This is a genomic window from Bifidobacterium tsurumiense (genome assembly GCF_000741765.1).
Classification (GTDB): Bacteria; Actinomycetota; Actinomycetes; order Actinomycetales; family Bifidobacteriaceae; genus Bifidobacterium; species Bifidobacterium tsurumiense.
Genome location: NZ_JGZU01000004.1, coordinates 134,097 through 153,501, shown reverse-complemented (window position 1 = coordinate 153,501; position 19,405 = coordinate 134,097). Strand labels below are relative to the sequence as shown.

At 52.7% G+C, this 19,405-nt stretch carries 15 protein-coding genes; 9 read left to right on the top strand and 6 right to left on the bottom strand.

Annotated elements, in window-relative coordinates:
- Positions 1–243 precede the first annotated feature (243 nt).
- The gene (locus tag BITS_RS02795; protein WP_026642645.1) at positions 244–1,797 is read right to left on the bottom strand and encodes a dolichyl-phosphate-mannose--protein mannosyltransferase; all 1,554 of its coding nucleotides are present in this window, start codon (positions 1,795–1,797) and stop codon (positions 244–246) included.
- Between the two features lie 428 nt (positions 1,798–2,225).
- Between BITS_RS02795 and rsmI the strand changes: the two genes are divergently transcribed.
- On the top strand, positions 2,226–3,161 hold the full coding sequence (gene rsmI / locus BITS_RS02790) for a 16S rRNA (cytidine(1402)-2'-O)-methyltransferase (protein WP_044259307.1): 936 nt from the start codon (positions 2,226–2,228) through the stop codon (positions 3,159–3,161).
- A gap of 321 nt (positions 3,162–3,482) precedes the next feature.
- On the opposite strand, the gene BITS_RS09795 is transcribed toward rsmI, so the two are convergent.
- Together BITS_RS09795 and BITS_RS02780 are read right to left on the bottom strand one after the other, a co-directional pair.
- Positions 3,483–3,905: a variant leucine-rich repeat-containing protein gene (locus tag BITS_RS09795; RefSeq protein WP_239646735.1), complete on the bottom strand. Its 423-nt coding sequence runs from the start codon at positions 3,903–3,905 to the stop codon at positions 3,483–3,485.
- Between the two features lie 223 nt (positions 3,906–4,128).
- Positions 4,129–4,638, bottom strand: a complete 510-nt coding sequence (locus tag BITS_RS02780) for a hypothetical protein (protein ID WP_044259304.1) — start codon at positions 4,636–4,638, stop codon at positions 4,129–4,131.
- Here BITS_RS02780 and BITS_RS09595 point away from each other — a divergent pair.
- The 3 genes from BITS_RS09595 to metG all read left to right on the top strand — a co-directional run bounded on the left by BITS_RS09595 (position 4,637) and on the right by metG (position 7,035).
- The gene (locus BITS_RS09595) at positions 4,637–4,768 is read left to right on the top strand and encodes a hypothetical protein (protein WP_268234398.1); all 132 of its coding nucleotides are present in this window, start codon (positions 4,637–4,639) and stop codon (positions 4,766–4,768) included. The two genes, BITS_RS02780 and BITS_RS09595, sit on opposite strands and share 2 nt — an antisense overlap.
- A 74-nt stretch (positions 4,769–4,842) precedes the next feature.
- On the top strand, positions 4,843–5,001 hold the full coding sequence (locus BITS_RS02775) for a hypothetical protein (protein ID WP_155804637.1): 159 nt from the start codon (positions 4,843–4,845) through the stop codon (positions 4,999–5,001).
- A gap of 174 nt (positions 5,002–5,175) precedes the next feature.
- Positions 5,176–7,035: a methionine--tRNA ligase gene (metG, locus tag BITS_RS02770; protein ID WP_026642649.1), complete on the top strand. Its 1,860-nt coding sequence runs from the start codon at positions 5,176–5,178 to the stop codon at positions 7,033–7,035.
- A gap of 219 nt (positions 7,036–7,254) precedes the next feature.
- Here metG and BITS_RS02765 read toward each other — a convergent pair whose 3' ends face one another.
- Positions 7,255–7,506 carry a HigA family addiction module antitoxin gene (locus BITS_RS02765; protein ID WP_044259302.1) on the bottom strand — a complete coding sequence of 84 codons (252 nt, stop codon included), beginning with the start codon at positions 7,504–7,506 and terminating at the stop codon, positions 7,255–7,257.
- A 96-nt stretch (positions 7,507–7,602) separates the two neighbouring features.
- Between BITS_RS02765 and BITS_RS02760 the strand changes: the two genes are divergently transcribed.
- Entirely contained in the window at positions 7,603–9,756 is a 2,154-nt protein-coding gene (locus tag BITS_RS02760) for a glycoside hydrolase family 31 protein (protein WP_229774950.1), read from the top strand.
- 804 nt (positions 9,757–10,560) lie between these two features.
- Here BITS_RS02760 and BITS_RS02755 read toward each other — a convergent pair.
- A complete protein-coding gene (locus tag BITS_RS02755) occupies positions 10,561–11,556 on the bottom strand; it encodes an alpha/beta hydrolase (RefSeq protein WP_407712210.1) in 996 nt (331 codons plus the stop codon).
- Positions 11,557–12,099: 543 nt separating this feature from the next.
- On the opposite strand from BITS_RS02755, the gene BITS_RS02750 reads away from it, so the two are divergent.
- From BITS_RS02750 to BITS_RS02735, 4 genes are all read left to right on the top strand, one after another.
- The gene (locus BITS_RS02750; RefSeq protein ID WP_026642653.1) at positions 12,100–13,077 is read left to right on the top strand and encodes an aldo/keto reductase family protein; all 978 of its coding nucleotides are present in this window, start codon (positions 12,100–12,102) and stop codon (positions 13,075–13,077) included.
- A 500-nt stretch (positions 13,078–13,577) separates the two neighbouring features.
- Positions 13,578–15,425 (top strand): ABC transporter ATP-binding protein, encoded by a 1,848-nt coding sequence (locus tag BITS_RS02745; protein WP_026642654.1) that lies wholly within the window; start codon positions 13,578–13,580, stop codon positions 15,423–15,425.
- A gap of 106 nt (positions 15,426–15,531) precedes the next feature.
- Entirely contained in the window at positions 15,532–17,313 is a 1,782-nt protein-coding gene (locus BITS_RS02740; RefSeq protein ID WP_026642655.1) for an ABC transporter ATP-binding protein, read from the top strand.
- Positions 17,314–17,481: 168 nt separating this feature from the next.
- Positions 17,482–18,189, top strand: coding sequence for a YesL family protein (locus tag BITS_RS02735; RefSeq protein WP_026642656.1), 708 nt, complete (start codon positions 17,482–17,484; stop codon positions 18,187–18,189).
- A gap of 141 nt (positions 18,190–18,330) precedes the next feature.
- Here BITS_RS02735 and BITS_RS02730 read toward each other — a convergent pair whose 3' ends face one another.
- Positions 18,331–19,398 (bottom strand): LacI family DNA-binding transcriptional regulator, encoded by a 1,068-nt coding sequence (locus BITS_RS02730; protein WP_026642657.1) that lies wholly within the window; start codon positions 19,396–19,398, stop codon positions 18,331–18,333.
- Positions 19,399–19,405 lie beyond the last annotated feature (7 nt).

Below are 19,405 nucleotides of genomic sequence, written 5' to 3'. Positions count from 1 at the left end.
TTTCTGTGCTTCCTTGCGTCGGAGTGGCTCTGTCCAGGCTTTCTTTGCCTGTGCCGTGCAGCATCCGTGTTGCGTATTCCATACAATATCACTTATTTATAACTCTATAAATAAGAAAACAAGGTGTGTTGTGAAACGGCTTCCATATTGCGTAGGATCGCGGCCACACAGGCATCAAAACAGTGATGGCCCCACCTTTGGTGAGGCCATCAGCTCGTTGCGAACCGGCGTAGGTTCATAGGGCTATATCCATGATTGGAACCACATATGCGAAAGCCAGAACTCATAAGGAACCGGCATGGCTGTCCAAATGGGATAGAAGAACGCTGATATCACAAGAATTGCGCCAAGGGGGATGCCTATGGAGAATTGCCATATCCGTTTGCTTGCATGATGCCGGAGCCAATCAGCCATGGCGCATATGGCAAGAATAATCCAAGGGAGAATAACTATTGAGTAGAAGGTGAATGTAGTGCGATGCATATATTGCGCCCATGGCAGCCATCCTCCAAGGAATCCGGCCCATACCGCCCACATCCGCCAGTCGTATTTGCGAAGGATTGCAAGAACGAGCAAGGCGAGAGCGCATGCTGAGCCGATCCACCAAATCAACGGATTGCCCAATGACGTGACGGCTGCGACGCATTGCGACTGCGGTTGGAGCGAGCATAAGCCGGGGTGGCCGCTGACTCGTTCCCAATAGAAACTTGTCGGCCTTATTTGCAGAGGCCAGGTCAGGGGATTGGCCATGTAATTATGCGGAGTGTCCAGCGTCGTGTGGAATTTCCACATTTGGATGTGATATTGCACGAACGACCGCAACGTATCAGGCAACCATGTGACGCCTTCTCCGGGATGGTTGGCCGCCCAATCATGCATATATGAGTCGCTGTGCAAGAACCAACCGGTCCAACTCGCCACATAGGTCAGTGCCAAAAGGGGCAGCATATACAGCGCGGTGAGTGGGGCGTCACGAAGCAAGCCGGTATGCAGCCATCGTGCATATCCGACACGACGGCGCTCCCATGCGTCCCAAACAACGCTCAAGACACAAAACACCGCGAAGAAATAGATCCCCGACCACTTCACTCCGGTGGCAAGACCCAGCAGTATCGCAGCGGCGAATCGCCACCAAGAGAATGCCAAGCGAGGGCCTTTCGCCACAAGAAGCAGAGGATGATCGCGGTCAAAGCGCGAAGTCGAAGGAATCCATCGGGCAGAACGGGCCGAGGCATCGATTGCATATTGCTCACGTAATCGTTCCCGCGCCCAATCGCGATGTATCAACAACATGCTGAACGCTCCGAGAGCAAATACCATGATGAAGTTATCCAAAAGACCGGTGCGGCTCATGGTTATGCCAACGCCGTCAACGGACATCAATACGCCTGCAAGCACTGCGATGGGCAGATTGTGGAATAAACGCAATGCCACTCGCATCAGGATGGCTATGGCAATAATGCCGGCAATTGCCACGCTTATGCGCCATGCGGCAATATTGGTGGCTCCTCCGAAGAACTTCAGGCCTAGCGAGATAAGCCATTTGCCGATAGGCGGATGAACCACGTATTCGGCAGTAGGCAGCCACTGGTCGGTGTTTCCTGAGGCGAAGAGCTTGTCAATCGTGGAGGTGGTGTCGCTCAGTGTGATCGTTTTCGGCCAGTCACGGGCTTCGCCGGTCATGAGCATCGTCCAGGCATCTTTGACGTAATACGTTTCGTCAAATACCACTGCCCGAGGTTCGCTCAGTCGCCATATGCGCAGCAATCCGCCAAAGCCGGCAACGAATATCGTCAGGAGCCACGAGAGCAAGCTGTAAGCGGAACCACGTCCGAAAGGTGCGTGTTTGAGTACTGCAGTGCCCCCTGTTGCGGCGCTGGTTGATGATGGCTGGTGAGTCTTGTTGACGTGGCTACGATTCGTTGAACTGTGCTCTGCCGAATCAGCATGTGAATGAAGGCGCGTACTCGGCGCGGTCGCCTTGGAATGGGCGGTATGCGAACTGATATCCATGCGAGTATTCATCACCTATCACACTAGGTGATGCTGAGAATATCGAATATCGTGGCCTTCGGAATGGTATGTGTGATAGCTCCCGCTTTCTCATGCGGTGTTGAGCGTTCTGAGGAGTTGTCGCCACTGTGCGTGTATTCGAGATGGATGCGCTGTACTGTTGGACATCACATGACGTGGGCGGATGCTGTTGGACTTGAGGTGGTGTAGACGTGGCAAGTGTAGACGTGGCAATGAGTACGGAATCGGGAATTGCGGTGAATATTCCTTCAGGAACAGTGGTGTTGGCGGCAACCCCCATAGGAAATACTGCGGATGCGTCTTCCAGATTGATTGCCCTGCTGGAACGGGCCGATATCGTTGCCGCTGAAGATACGCGGCGTTTATTTGATCTGGCGAATCGACTGGGCGTTCACGTTTCCGGCAAGGTCGTGGCGTATCACGACCATAATGAGCGCGATAAGTCAGATGGCTTGTTGGATGCCGTGGAAACCGGTGCCACGGTTCTGGTGGTGTCCGATGCGGGAATGCCGACGATCAACGATCCCGGTTTGGCCATTGTGCGTCGTGCGATCGAGCGGGGGTTGCCGGTGACATGCGCTCCCGGTCCCAGTGCCGTTCTGGATGCGTTGGCATTGTCGGGATTGCCTACTGACAGGTTCTGCTACGAAGGATTCCTGCCGCGTAAGCACAGCGAAAGACTGCAACATTTGCGTGCTCTGCGAGGTGAGCGCCGCACCATAGTGTGGTACGAGGCTCCGCACAGAATCGCCGAAGCCATGGATGATATCGAACAGGTATTCGGTGCGACAAGAAAAATGGCGTTATGTCGAGAACTGACCAAGGATTATGAAGAGGTTCGCCGCGGAACGGTTGGTGAAATCAGACAATCCGTGGTGGATACGCCTCCCAGAGGAGAAATAGTGCTCGTTGTGGATGGGGCAAGTCGCGAAGAGGCTGAGCAGGCCGCCCCCGAATCTTTGGGGGTAGAGGAGTTGGCTGCTTTGGCAATTGAACGATCTGCCCACGATGGTGTGCGTATCAAGGATGCCATCGCCCAGGTGGTTCAGGAACATCCACGGGCCGATGGGTCTCTGGTTCATCGCAAAGAGGTGTATTCCGCGGTTCTGGCTGCGAAGGAGGAGTAGCCTGGCTCGTGGCGTGTTGGCTGCTGCCTGTTGGTAATTGGTTACTGTTTGCTGGCAGCTTATGTTGTCTGTTGGTAGTTGCCTGTCGATAGATGGTTGTTGTCAGCTGGCAGTTATTGTTGTCTGATAGCAGTGAGTCGTTGTCTTCCAGAGGCGAGGTATTGGCGGGTATTCGTTGCTTAATTCTGCTGTGACTGTTGTGACTGTTGTGACCAGGCTGAGACTATTGGCATATGGCTGCCTTGACCGAGCTATTGGCGAATGATTGCCTTGGTCCAGCTAAGATCGCCGTCTGCTGTCTGGCTATGTGCGATTGTTTAATCACCGCTTTGCATTGATTCGTTCGAAAGAGGCGAATAACACGTCAAATGCTTCTTTGACCCCCGGTCCTCCCGCCTGTGATACGTATTCCAACAAGGCCGCATCCGCCCGGGGATTTGCGATAAGCCAGCGCCTGAGTTGTGGGGCATGCTTGGCGATATGCCATAGGATTTTGGTGTCGGTCTGCGGATCGCAGGCGAGTAATGGAGTCAAGGCCAGTGGCGGGGCAGGCGGTCCGTTCAATGGGACGCGAGGTCGAAAGCGATGTGCGCCCGCCGGTGTGACATTGCAGCGCTGCTGAGTTTCTGTGTGGGAGGTTTGAGACTCGATATCGGCCAATCGCTTGCTGTCAAGGCGTGCCTCTCGGTGGGGCTGTGTTTTCGATGCGAACTTTTGCAAAGCTGATATCAATTCACTCAACACAGTGTTTCCATCTTTCGGATTTGCATGTGGCCTAAACCTAGCGGCGAATAGTCATGCAATCATTGCTGCATCGTCATTTGCCGCGTTGCCATTTGGGCGGCAGGAACACAAACAGTCAAAGCGATAGCCACAGCGATGCTTCATTATTGCTCTGGGTCATTGATGACTTGAGTTGCATGATGTTGCCCTATGTTGCCCCATATTGCTCGATATTGTGCGGTGCCTAATACCATTGCTGAACGGTGGCAAAGAACTGTCTTGCCTGCGGTGAATTACGGCAATATTTATTGTCATCGATAATTCCAAGGCATGCGGTTGGCGTGAAACCATATTCTTCCATCAGTGCGCGAACTGTTTCGGTGGCATATTCATGCATAAGGTCGGTCTCGTTCAATAAGGCGATATCACAGGCTGTACGCACAGGGGTGGTGATCCGAAGATCGCCTATTGACGTGATCTGTGTATTGGGAAGAATCCTGTTGAAAACCTTGATGCGTCTGCCATGCACAGGCGTGCGGAAATGCGAAGAAGACAGGATGTCTAGAGTCCGAGGGAATTCTCCCCCGAGCCACACCCATGCTGCAGTCATTGCACAGGCAGCAGTCCCGAACGGCATCATGGAAGAGGCGATTGTGCCTCGGCCATACAAGGTGGAAGCTGATTCGCTCAAGTATGCACTTGAATCGTCCAATGCTTGCAAAGCGCCGACGTCATTGAGATGGCGCATGCTCATGGGTCCTGGCAGTTCTGAGGCGAGCAAGATGGCGGTTGACGAAGTCGGTCTGGTGTTATTCGGTCTGCGGGATCTGTCAGAACGCCCTGGAGGGCGTTGGCCTGACGGTGGTCCTTTGCGTGACATGTAAGCGGGACGATTGTGAGCCTGTGCATCTTTGCGGCGGGCAATAGTGAGGTATTCATGTCACTGAGCATATGCACTGTGAAACAGGGGGCAATGTGCAATGGGAAATCAGTGGATATGTGGATAGGCATCGCGGGATGCGCATCGATTGTGGATGGCTTGGTGGATATGCATGGCCACGCGAGGGCGGCGGGAGCCTATCCAAAAGGGACGGGAGAAGTCAGCGATGACGGTTGATATGAAGCGAAAGCTTTATGGGGATGTGTGATTCGGCGATGTTTGGATGTAATCGAACATCGGTTCAACGAAACGAATTGGTCAGTCGAATTCGGTAGCGCGGCGGTGGTAACGGCCTGTGAGTAGGAGTTGCGGCACCTTGTCTGTCCGCGCTGAGCCTGATAATCAGGAATCATGACACATATTTTGGTGAATGTCGCTTGGCCGTATGCGAATGGTCCTCGTCATATCGGTCACGTTGCAGGATTCGGCGTGCCGTCCGATGTGTACGCTCGATATGAGCGCATGAAGGGCAATGACGTGCTGATGGTTTCCGGCACGGATGAGCATGGTACCCCCATTCTGGTGGAAGCGGATAAGGAAGGCATAAGCGCGCAGGAGCTTGCCAACCGATACAACCGCGTTATCGCCCAGGACTTGTGTGATCTGGGGTTGAGCTACGATCTGTTCACCCGCACCACGACAGGCAATCACGAACACGTGGTGCAGGAAATGTTCAAGCAGTGCCTGGCAAATGGATATATCTACAAGGGAACGCAAAAAGTCGCGATTTCCCCATCCACTGGCCGCACTTTGCCGGACCGTTATATTGAAGGCACGTGCCCCATTTGCGGTTTCGACGGCGCTCGCGGAGACCAGTGCGACAACTGCGGCAACGAATTGGACCCTGATGAGCTGATCAATCCAGTGTCCAAAATCAATGGCGAAACTCCGCGTTTCGAAGAAACGGAGCATTATTTCCTCGATCTGCCGGCTCTCGCTCATGCAAACTTGACATGGCTGAAGTCTCGTGAAGGATGGCGTACCAATGTCATCAACTTCTCCATAGGACTGTTCAAAGAAGTCAAGCCTCGTGCAATCACGCGAGACATCGATTGGGGTATCCCCGTTCCGGTAGAAGGATGGATCGATAACCCCAATAAGAAGTTGTACGTCTGGTTCGATGCGGTCATCGGGTATTTGTCGGCTTCTATCGAATGGGCTCGTCGCCAGGGAGATCCCGAAGCATGGCGCGCATGGTGGAATGATCCGCAAACTCCGGGTTACTACTTCATGGGCAAGGACAATATCACCTTCCATTCGCAGATCTGGCCTTCGGAAATGCTGGCGTATAACGGAGCGGGTTCCAAGGGTGGAGAAGTCGGCAAGCTCGGTCCTTTGAATATGCCTGAACAGGTGGTCTCTTCGGAGTTCATGACGATGGAAGGCAAGAAGTTCAGTTCTTCTCGCGGCATCGTGATTTATGTCAAGGATATTCTTGCTCGGTATCCTGTGGATGCCGTCAGATATTACATTTCTGTCGCGGGACCGGAAAATTCCGACGCAGACTTCACATGGTCGGAATTTGTTCGTCACAACAACGAAGAGCTCGCGGCCAGCTGGGGCAACCTGGTCAATCGTGTGGCTAATCTCATCAATAAGAATTTCGGGGCTATTCCTGAACTCGATGAGGATTCGATGACCAATGTGGACCGTGCGCTTTTGGAACAGTCGTCTGCTGCATTCGACGTCGTCGGTGGATTGTTGGAACGCCATCACCAAAAGAACGCCCTGTCAGAGGCAATGCGTTTGGTTGGCGATATCAACAAATACATCTCCGCAACTGAACCTTGGAAGATCAAGGACGACGAAAGTCGCCTCGGCACGGTTCTCCATGTCGCCGCGCAAGCGGTGTCCGATGCCAATCACCTGCTTGCACCATTCCTGCCTCATGCTTCTCAAAAGGTCTGGGAAGCTTTGGGCGGAACTGGCGTGTTCTCTCCTCTGCCTCGCATCGAAGAGGTTGAAGATCTGGATAAGCCAGGATTCCATTATCCGATCATCACGGGTGATTACCGTTTAGGAGAGACTGTGCATCCTTGGGAAAGCGAGCCTTTGACGGCCGGAACGCCTGTCCCCAAGCCAAGCCCGATTTTCGCGAAGATTCCGCAGGAAGCTGTGGAAGAGGAACTTGCTCGTTTCAATGAAGAATTGAATGCGCGTAAGGAAGCTGAAGCGAAGCGTTTGGAAGAGGAGCAGGCCAAGCTGGGCTGAAACAATTAGTCTGAGGACACTGATCAAGGGACCTTGATCCAAGGACTCGGATTCGATGGCGCTCTGCCGGATATTGCGGCGGGCGCCATTTTGTATGCCTATGTGGGTGCGGCGTCCCGTTGGCGCTATTCAGCAGTACGCCACTGTGGTTTCTGGATGAGGAATCGATGGAACTATTGCGATTCTTGAGAAGTCGATTGCTGCGGAATGCAAGGCGTTTTATACGCAATGGGTGAGATCCGGAACATCTTTCAAGGATGAGCTGTCGAAAGACAGCAGCTCATAATCGTGTTGCAGATTCAACCAGAACTCGGCCGAGGTGCCGAATGCTTTCGCAAGGAGATATGCGGTTTTAACGGTGATAGCGCGTTCCCCGCGTACGATTTGCCCAACTGCTGTCGGAGTTAACCCGGTGACTGTGACTGGGGTGTCGTTTTGGAATATGGTGCCATCGGGGATGATAGTGATCAATCACAGTCGAATATTCGATGATTTTCGACGCGCAGTCAGTTGAATACCGAAATGTCGAAGAGCATGTGGGTGAGGCATGCGCTCAAGGAACTCATAATGGAACTGCATATGGCGGCACTGGAGCCGCCAAAACAGTACTGCATGGCAATGATATACAGCAGAATTGGAGTTCCGGCGATGAACATAGCCCTGAAGGAATACAACGAATACGATGGCTTCGAAGTAGGCGCAACCTACGTCGAATGGTCGGGTGATGGCGAATATGTGCGCGTTGATGCGTGGGGAAAGAACAGTGTGCGTGTGCGCGCTCGCTTGATGAGTCAGCCTTTGGATACTGAGTGGGCGCTGTTGGCCGCTCCCGTGAGCCCAGAGGATGTGCAAATAACCGTCAACGGGCACGAAGCCGTACTGAAAAACGGTGATATTTCCGCGGTTTTGTCGGCGTATGGCGCTTGTGATGAGCGTATGCGTCTGAGCTTTATCAATTCATCCACTGGTGAGGTGCTGTGCCGGGAAATTGATGAGGGAGGTGCCCTGCGTCTTCGCGCACGCGCTCATCACCCATTGGAAAGCGGCGCATATGCCCCCGTGGTCACTTTCGAAGCCAATGAGGGCGAGCATATCTATGGCATGGGCGAGTATCAGCAGCCGGTGCTTGATCTCAAAGGCTCCACACTTGAGCTTGCGCATAGAAATTCGCAAGTGTCAGTGCCTTTTATGCTGTCAAGTCGGGGATATGGTTTCCTGTGGCATAACCCTGCCGTGGGCTCGGTGACCTTTGGCGAGAACCAGACGCGCTGGGAAGCCAAAGTATCTGACCAGATCGACTACTGGATCACTGCCGGTAGTACTCCGGCGCAAATTGAACGCCAATACGCGGATGCGACTGGGCACAGCCCAGTTATGCCGGAATGGGGATTGGGGTTCTGGCAGTGCAAGCTACGGTATTGGAATCAGGAACAGCTGCTTGAAGTGGCGCGTGAATTCAAACGACGAGAGATTCCTCTGGACGTCATTGTGGTTGACTTTTTCCATTGGCCATTGATGGGTGATTTCCGTTTTGACGAGGAATTCTGGCCCGATCCCAAGGCCATGGCGGACGAACTGCATGCCATGGGAGTGAAACTTATGGTTTCCGTATGGCCTCAGATCGATTTGCAGTCAGAGAATTATGATGAGATGCACAAGAAGAACTATCTCGCCAAAACCCGTCAAGGCAAGGATGTGGGCATGTGGTGGCCGCGCGATAACCAATTCTTCGATGCGACCAATCCGCAGGCTCGTGAATTCGTCTGGGGCTTGGCAAAGCGCAATTATGTTGATTTGGGCGTGGATGCATTCTGGCTCGATGAGGCTGAGCCCGAATGGGGTGGCGATTATGATTACGCCCATTACCTCTATTGGCTTGGACCTGTCGGCAAGGTCGGTAATGTGTATCCTCAGCTCTACAACAAGACCTTCTATGATGGTCAGCTTGAGGCTGGCAAGGAAGGTGATATCGTCAACCTGACCCGTGCTGCCTGGGCTGGTTCCCAGCGTTATGGGTCTTTGGTGTGGTCTGGCGATGTGCAGTCGACATTTGCTGATTTGCGGGCCCAGATAACCTGCGCGATTCATATGGGTGTCGCAGGAATTCCTTGGTTCACCACGGATATGGGTGGATTCGCCGGCGGAGATCCGAAGAGCGAGCAATTCAAGGAGCTTTATATCCGCTGGTGCCAGTTCTCATGTTTCAGCCCTGTCATGCGCAATCATGGTGATAGGTTGCCCGCGGTGCGCGTGCCGGGCGAGCCCACAGTTGATCGCGTAGGTAATCCAATCGACCATATTCACACCGGTGCGGATAACGAACCTTGGAGTTATGGCGAGGATGTCGAGCGTATTATGCTCAAATACATTGCGATTCGAGAGGATCTCAGACCGTATCTTCGTGCATTGTTTGAAGATGCCCACACAGATGGACAGCCGGTTGTTCGTGGTCTGTTCTATGAGTTCCCGGATGATGAACAGGCTGCCAATGTTGCGGATGAATATCTCTTGGGCCCAGATTTGTTGGTGGCTCCGGTCGCGGAATATGGTATGCGCGAGCGTGAAGTGTATCTGCCCGGCGGCAGTGACACGACTTGGGTGGACGTACACACAGGTGAGCAGTTCGCGGGTGGTCAGTATGTTTTGGCTCAGGCTCCGCTTGAAAGCATTCCGGTGTTTGCTCGAAATGGCGCGGACCATGGTTTGATGGGCAGACTGTAAGGCGGATCAAACCCGCATACGCGGATCGCAACTGTGTATGCGGGTTGGAAGTAGATAGTGCATGGGCGGGTGCGCAGAGAAAGAATGCCCTGCCGACTGCCTGTGCCTAATAACGACGGCGTCGCACCTCTCGTCAGGTTTGTATCTTCGACTGCTTTCGGTAGTGGCGGTGTCTATCGGTTTTATGCGCGGTGGGTTTGCGCAGCGGCTTGGTGTGAGGCCGCGGGAGGGGGCTGGATATGCGAGGGCGGTTTGAAACGGCATCTTGAAACGGTATAGTGAAGCGCCGTAGTGAAGCGACATCCAATATTGAGCAACCGTTCAAGTTGCCTGAGAAGTGTATTCGTCCTCTGCGCAGAAGGATTCAGAAGTCGGATTCAGGTGTGAAAAATATGACTTACATCACGTTTTCGGCAGTCAAAATGCACTGTTGCTGGCAGAAGATGGTTAACGATGTAAAGCGGCAGTAGGGATACACATTTTCGTTACATTCTTCTCAGGTTTTTTTGAGTGTCACACATCTTTTTTCCAAGAATCGAAAGTGTATAGTGTTACCTGTCAAAGGCCAATGGCCAATGGCGAGGTTCTCTGAACCCCATAACTGAAACCCTTCTTCTCTCTTCTCTCTCACCCGGCGGCATTCTTGCAGCCGGGTTTTCTCTTTCTTGCCGCGCCTCCGTCTTTCGATGGTGGATGCGGTTGATCTTGGGCCTGATAGGTCAATGATCTGTGGAAATGCGGCGGCTCCGCTTCTCTTCCTGAGATGCGGATCCGCTGTGATGACTGATTATTCACTCGACGTGATTAACGGATTCTTTCGTATGAGAAGTCTCGAATTGCCGCAAGCGCGTCCTGGCTTTCTTCAAGCCATGTCATGCAGACGGGGAATACATGCCCCAGGCTTTGTGTGCGTGTGGTTTTCACATCATGCAACTCGAAGTCTGCGCCCTGCCTTGACAATGCCGCGGCCAACTCAAGCGTTTCCGCTTCGATGAAATCATCGCTGCTTGTAATCAGGAACAGGGGTGGCAAATTGACAGAACGCGCCAGCGAGGCCGAACTCAAGAAGGGGATTGCATCTTCCAAATCCGCAAAGAATTCCTTGCCGAGATTGTTTTCAAGATGTCTATCGGATGCCTCGTCGTCGGCATTACCTTCTGCTGGCGGTTCCAAAGCCGAACGCCCGGTCAGGTTATACACGCCACTGATCAGCGCGCCACCGGCAAAGCCGATTCCCGAAGCCTGGTCAATGCCGAACGCCTTGGCTGCGGTGTCGCTATTTTCAATGGCTAAGGTAAGTGCGGCAAGAGCTGCGCCGGCAGAATCGCCGGTTATGAATACCGCATCGGGATTGACGGGGAACTTGGCGATGTGGTCGCGAATCCATACGAGCGCTGCCTGGATGTCGGCAAGTTGTCCTCGCAGGTTGGTTTGCGGAGCGGGACGGTAGTTCAAGGAAAAGACCGCAAAGCCTTGTTCGGCAAGATGCGTGTTGAAATTCCGATTCAGTTCCTTGTATCCGTAGGTGAATCCGCCGCCGTGGATATCAATGTACACCGGCGTGGTGTGCCCTCCCCGTACCACGGCATCATGGGGTAGATAGAGGTCAAGCAAATGGCCGCGCACTTCGTCCGCCGACATTCCTCCATCGGGGAGATAGGCAATATCTTCGGTGATGTCGATATTGTCCGGATCATGCCAGAATTCGACACGGGGAAGATCTGACGAAGCCATGGCATATCGAAGAGACAGCAAGCCCATGGCGCGTTCCTGGCTTAAGCCCTCAAGATCTGCGGTCATTTCAGACCAGTACTCAGCGCGTTCGAGTACTGAATCGTCAAAGCCTGGATAGGATTTGCGCACTGCGCGATGTTTTGCGTCTTGCTTGGCGGTCAAATCGTCATTGATTTCGTGATTGCGCTTTGCATGTGATTTGGCGTGCGCCTTGCCGTGCGCTTTGCTTTGTGATTTGGAATTGGATTTGCCGTTGGACTTGGCCATGCGTTTCTCCTTTGAATCGGGTGCTCACACCATATTATGTCGCATCCGGGAGGCTGCAAGAAGTGGTATTGCGCTGATGTCTTGTGCCGGATGTTCCAGTTGTGGCAGATGGGGGCGAAAAAGACAATGAACACGCAAACAAGTACAAGGTTGCACTTGTTGGTATTCCTACTATTATGTGACTTGTCTAACCGGGAATCCAAGAGGTTGAGCCAGGCGGAAGCGGTCGCAAAGGTGTGACTGATTTACCGTTGCATTGCCAAGCAGGAGAGCGGCTTGCGTAAGGACCGGTGCAGACGCGGAACGAGATCGGCAGGAACGCAAAGGTGAGGTTGAGAGCAAATGCAATATCGTAATATCGGAACATCGGGTTTGAAAGTCAGTGAGATCGCACTGGGCAGCTGGATGACCCAGCTCAGCGACACAGAAGCGGTTAGCGATGCGCGCTCGATTGCATGCAAGGCATTCGAAGCAGGAGTGAATTTCTTTGATTGCGCTGATGCCTATTCGGGCGGCGATGCAGAACGGTTTTTGGGTGACTTCATCAAGGATCTGCCAAGAGAAGATGTGGTGATATCCAGCAAAGTATTCTTTGCCACAGGTCGCAGCGTCAACGGTCAGGGACTGAGCCGCAAACATATTTTCAACAATTGCGAGCAGTCATTGCGCAATCTTGGAACCGATTACATCGATTTGTATTATTGCCACCGCTTCGATGAGTCCACTCCTATGGAAGAGACCCTGCAAGCGTTGAGCGACTTGGTCGATCAGGGAAAGATCCTGTATTACGGCGTTTCAGAAGAGTGGAGTGCCGCCCGGATTGAAAGGGCGGAACGTATTATCTCCGAGCGTGGGCTGCATCCGCTTTCTGTGGTTCAGCCGCAATACCACATGCTTGATCGGTATATTGAGCATGAAATCGTCGAAAGCTGTGAACGATATGGCATAGGCATTACGCCTTTCTCGCCGCTGGCACAAGGGTTGCTCACAGGAAAGTATCGCAAGGGCGAACCTCTTCCGGCTGGTTCGCGTGCGACTTGGCAGGCGGACAAGCAGATCAATGCGCTGTTGACCGATGAGAATCTTGACAAGGTATCTCGGTTGGCGCAGATCGCGCAAGATCTGGGGCTGAGCATGCCTGTGTTGGCGTTGGCTTGGATTTTGAGGCTGCCAGTGGTGAGCTCGGTTATTGTCGGTGCAAGCAGTCCGCGTCAGTTGGAGTCGAATATGGCGGCTTCAGGAGTGGTGATTCCTGATGACGCGTTGCATAAAATCGACGAAATACTTGGTTTTGTGCGATTTGAACGCCATATTGGGTAATTCATCCATGTCGATTTGGCGTATGCAATCCGGTCGTCTCATATTTGCGATTGAAAAACGACTTGGTGGCTGCGAGCTGATGCGGTGGACAGCCCATCCGACGAAATGCGGGTGGGTTGGCTGCACTAAGAATTCGGAAGCGCAGTTCCTGTGCTTCCGGAATGAATCGGAAACGGTTGCAGAAGACTGAGTTGAATGGACATGAGCAGGCATATTCCGGTATTTGCAGAGCTAATTTCATACCATATTTGCGTGAAAAGCCATGATATTTTCGCCATGTGATGACCGAATGGTAACTAAACCGCGAAATAGCAAGGCAACACGCACATTTCGCCAAGCTTGCACCTGTGGCTGGTTCGCTAGAATGAACCGCGTTTGCGAATGCGATACGGCGGTTACAGTTGACCGCGGCGGTGTCGGGCGTGAATCGTGGCGGCAGCGGATAGCCGCAAGTGAACACAACAGCAAACAACAGCATAAGGATGCGAGGATTCCCTCACATGTATGTCAATCCAGAGAAGAATCAGAATGCAGGCAATTTCAGATGGATCCTGCCGTATTGCAAGCCAGACCTGCCGCGTGTGGCGGCTTCGTTAGTGCTGTTCGCGATCAATAACACGATGGCAATGATTATGCCGATTCTTGCCGGAATGATTGTTGACCAGGTGATTATGCAAGGGCATACCGATCGTTTGACCAGACTATGCGTGGCAATGATCGTATTCACCGTCGTCCGCGTCAGCACGCGCTACGGTTACCAGATGTGGATGGAGCGCTTTGGACAGAACTCCATTTATCGTTTGGTCAGCGATGAGTATGAACGTCTGCATGAATTGGACTTCACCTATTTCAATCACACGCGAACCGGCGACATTATGAGCCGTATGACTTCGGATACTGATGCCATACGACACTTCCTCAGCTGGGTGACCTATCAGATCGCTGACTGCGTGGTGATGTTCGTCGGAGCGCTCTGCGTGATGTTCACGATTGATTGGCGCCTGGCGTTGGCGCTGTCCTGCGTGACCCCGCCGTTGTTCCTCCTGACCAAGCAATTGGCTCAGAAGGCCCATCCGCTGTTCTTCGCCATTCGTAACTCCTTGGCAAGCCTGAACTCCATGGTGGAGGAGAATATCGAAGGCAATCGAGTGGTCAAGGCTTTTGTGCGCGAACCATATGAGACCGAGAAGTTCGATGAGCACAACGGCGACTATATGCAGCGCAATATGGACTTGGCCTACAACACACGCAGATATATGCCGTGGCTGGATGGTCTTGGATTCTCCTTGCAGCTCATCACCTTGGGATTGGGTGGTTATCTCGTTATTCGCGGGAATATGACACTGGGCAATCTGGTGACGTTCAACAGCTTCTTGTGGATGATTGATATGCCGGTGCGTCAATCCGGCTGGCTTATCAACGATTGGCAGCGCTTCAACGCCAGCTGCGTCAAGATTCGCAAGCTACTTACGGCACAGTCCCGAATCGTGGAGCGTCCGGATGCTGAGGAATCGGTGAAGCAGGCGGTTGCCATCCAAACCCAGATCGGCGTGAACCGTCCTTCGGCGCCGGATCGCATCGCTGGCGAGATCCGTTTCGACCATGTCAGTTTCGCATTCCCAGATGATCCTGAGACGCCGATTCTGAAGGATATTGACTTCTACGTCCCCGCGGGCGCGAAGCTCGGTATCCTAGGCGAGACGGGTTCAGGCAAGTCCACATTGGTGAATCTGATCGCCCGATTCTATGACCCAACCGTAGGCCATGTGCTTATCGATGGGATTGATGCCAATAGCTGGCCTCTGGCAACATTGCGCAGCCAGGTGAATGTTGTGGCCCAGGATACTTTCCTGTTCTCCGACACCATCGGTGGCAATATTGGCTTCGGTGCGGCAGGAAACCAGGACGAGCAATATATTCGCAAGGTTGCCCAGATCGCAGGCGCAGACGGATTCATTCGCTCCATGCCGGAAGGATATGACACCGTTGTGGGCGAGCGAGGTGTCGGGCTTTCAGGCGGACAGAAGCAGCGATTGAGCCTGGCTCGTGCTTTGGCAGACAATCCATCGATCCTGATCATGGATGACACCACGTCGGCCGTGGATATGGAAACCGAAGCGGAGATTCAGAAGCATCTGCGTGAACTCGATGGCAATAAGACCATAGTCACCATTGCTCACCGCATTTCATCGATCAAGGATTCGGATTTGATTCTTGTGCTGGAACGCGGTCGCATTGTGGAGCGCGGCACGCATGACGAATTGGTGGCAGCTCATGGGCGGTATTGGGAAATCTATCGCAAGCAGCTCGGCGCCCAATCCGGTCAGGCTCAAGGCTTCGAACGGTGAACGCCGCTTTGTTGAGCAGCGCGAGCGGGAGCAGTCCCCGTTCGGTGCCTGCCGCAAGCAATCAGAACAGACGTATTTGAAGATAGGACAATGGTGAAGGAAGAACATGGCACAGCGCAATACCTACCGTGAAGACGAGGAGCTGGAGGAGCAAATCAATCTGCGCGATATCATGCGCGTAGGCTCCTATCTCAAGCCATATACCAAGAACGTCATACGAATTCTGGCCGTGGTGGTTGCCATGAGCTGCATCGGGGTCAGTGTGCCGTATTTGACGAAAGTCGTTATCGACCGCATTATTCCCCAGCATGATGTGAGGGGCCTGGTCATCATAACCGTAGGCCTGGCAGTACTCATCGTGCTGTATGAATTGGGATTGCGGTATCGTACGGTGGCCATAACCCGGGTCGGCCAGCTCATGCTCAAAGACATGCGTCGCCATATCTTTACACATATCCAAACGCTGTCATTCAGCTATTTTGATTCAAGGCCGCATGGCAAGATCCTCATCCGTGTGGTGAATTACGTCAATACCCTGTCGGATACGCTCTCATCCGGTCTGATCAATGTGATCTCCGACGTATTCACATTCATTATCACTTTGGTGGTGATGTTTGCGGTCGATTGGAAGCTGACGTTGTGGAGCTTGCTGCTGTTCCCGGTGCTGATTATCTGGGTGCGAGTGCTGCAATTCTTCCAGCGCAAGGCATATCAAAAGCTGTCGAATAAGCAGAGCAATCTGAATGCATACATCCATGAGTCGATCGCCGGTGTGAAGACGACCCAGACATTTGCACAGGAAAAGACTCAGTTCGACACCTTCCAGGAGCAACAGGGCGAGGTGCGCCGCGCATGGATGCATGCTGTGCATATTCAGTTCCTGCTGTGGCCTGGAGTTGCAGTCATATCCACCATGACGATCGCCTTCATCTATTATGTGGGCATCATGGGCTTCGGTGGCGTGAATGTCACCACCGGTGTGCTGATCGCTTTCGTTGGGTATGCCAATAATTTCTGGAACCCGGTTATCAATATCGGCAACTTCTACAATCAGCTCATTACGTGCTCCGCATATCTGGAACGTATTTTTGAAACGCTCGATGTCAAGCCGGAAATCGTGGATTCCGCAGATGCCGTGGATCTTCCTCAGATCCGGGGTCGCGTGGACTTCAACGATGTGGTGTTCCGTTATGAGCCGGATGGACGCAATATCTTGAATCTGCTGGATTTGCATGTGGAACCCGGGTCGACAGTGGCTTTGGTGGGGCCGACCGGTGCAGGCAAGACCACGGTGATCAACCTGCTTTCAAGGTTCTATGACGTTTCCGAAGGTTCAGTGACCATCGACGACTATGACGTGCGCAATGTGACTCTGGAATCCTTGCGCAAGCAGATGGGTGTGATGTTGCAGGATACCTTCATCTTCAGCGGCAATGTGCGAGAAAATATCCGCTACGGCAAGTTGGATGCCACCGATGAAGAGATCGAGGCCGCGGCCAAGGCTGTGCACGCTCATGAATTCATCATGGAACTTGCCGATGGCTATGACACCGTTGTGGAAGAGCGAGGCTCGACGCTCTCGGCGGGTCAACGTCAGCTCATCGCCTTCGCGCGAGTGCTTCTGGCGGATCCTCGCATCCTCATCCTCGATGAGGCGACGAGCAATATCGATACCCGCACAGAAGAGGATTTGCAGGCTGGATTGGCTCGACTGCTGGTCGGTCGCACGAGCTTCATCATTGCTCACCGTCTGTCCACAATCGAGAAGGCGGATATGATTTGCTACATCGATCATGGTCAGATCGTGGAGCATGGCAGCCATGAGGAATTGCTCGAGGCCAAGGGCGCCTATTACCGCCTGTATGAATCGCAATACGCCATGATCTGATTACTCTTTAAGGGAGTTTGGGCCGGCATTTGATGCGGGGGTTCTTTGTGGGCCCCCGCATCGTTGTTTTTGTGGTGATACTGCATCGGGTTTGTCGTTGTATCGGTTGATATGACTTGACTTTGTGAATGAATGAGTAGAATGGTTCAGGACGCCAAGGAGGTCGCTGTGAAACGCATTGCCGTTGGGTATGAGTATCTATGCCGAATTGTCATGATGATTGCCGTGGCGCATATTGCATGGCTTGCACATACACTTTTGGGCTTGGTCGTATACGGTCTTTTCCCATCCACGGCTGCACTGTACGGCACCTATCGTTCATGGCTCCTCGATGTGGAGGATCGCTCCTGGACAGTCAAGCGCACATGGATCACCTTCCATAGGATATGGGTGGAGGAAAGGAATAGTGCGAATCTCTTCGGCTGGCCGCAAGCCTTGATCTGGGTGCTATTGATTTGGGAATACTGGCTCGTGCAACACAATGACATGGGCGTTATCGGCATTGGTGTTTCCGGTGCCCTTTTGGTGCTCAACATCTTCTATGGTTTATTCGTGTTATTGAGTTGGGCGGTGCGCGCGAATTTCGATGAAAAGCCGATGTGGGTGGTTCGTACCTCGCTCAGCATGGTTGTTGCGCGACCGCTGTGCAGCCTTATGGTGGTGTGCCTGTTCATGCTTACGTTATGGGCTTATTACACCTGGCCCGGTCTTGCGGTTGCTTTTGGTTTCGCAGTACCTGTATTCGCAACCATGATGGCGGTGTATTCGTGGGGACGCATGCCAGGTATGGATGTGCATGTGTTGGAGCCGAAGGATGCTGAGAGTTCAGCTGAACACAGTGGTAAGCGAACGGTGAGTGAGGCTGGGCAAAAATAGTTCTGTACTTCTCGGCTCAAAGAAGGTTACACGCTGTCATGCAGTACACTGTGTGGCGAGATAAGGGCTGATTACTCAGCGCAACAGTTGCGGATGAGGATTTATGATCTCTGAATGATGGCACGTTTTTCGCAGTATTTGCTAACGAGTGGTGAAACCAGTGCTTGCAGTTCGCCCTAATGTTGATTCACGAGCGAGAAGTCGTGAGCCTACTATGACGTGTTGAGGAATCATAGGCGAACTGCTCTCACGTAGCTCCAGCTGACGTCGCATCATGGAAACAGCGGAATGTGCCATCCCCGCGAAGTCAATAGCCATGGTGGTCAATGTTGGAGTGGTGAATCCACCGGCATTGACCCCATCAAATCCGGTGACTGCAACATCATCCGGTACATTAACTCCTGTTTCTGCGAGCCCGCGCATAATACCAAATGCAAGTTGATCATTCATGCAACACAATGCATCAAATGGCATCCCTTGGCGTACAAGTTCGTGTGCGGTGGTTATCCCGCTTTCCACGCTCCAATCGGCATTAATGGCGGAACCTTCTGAACTGCCGTACAGCTGTTCTAAAGCAGCCAAAGCATAAGCATATCGACGCTTTCGCAAGGTGAGACCCAAGTAGCGGGGACCATTCTTCGCGGCGAGTTCGTTCACTCCCACGATACCGATTCTTTTTCTACCGCATTGTTGCAGATGATGAATCAGTGCGTACATGCCGCCTTGGCTTGTTGTGTTTATGGAGTCGTAGCATTCCTCTTCAGGGGCACTCATGTCATCAAACAGCAGAACAGGTCGGTCTCCTGCTGCACCTTGTATGGTTGTTGCTGTATTGCTGGTCGAACAGATGAATAAACCGTCGCACAGCGATGACGATTGCTGTTTTACCAATTCAAGCTCTTTGCCGCTGTCGTATTGTGAAATTTGGATTATTAATCGACATCCATCGATAAACAGGGCGTCGGCAAGGCTATTTGCCAATTTGGCATAGAAATCATTCTCGAGATCGGGGATTATGAGGGTGAAAATATTGGTATGACCTGATCGTAATGCTCTTGCTGACAGATTGATGTGGTAGTTAAGCTTCGATGCAGCATCAATAACCTTGTGTGTTGTGTCAGGCTTTACGATGTTCAGTCCTCGCAATGCTGCTGAGGCCGTCGACGGTGACACCCCTGCTGCTTTGGCGACTTCCTTCAGTGTAGCCATGCCTCCT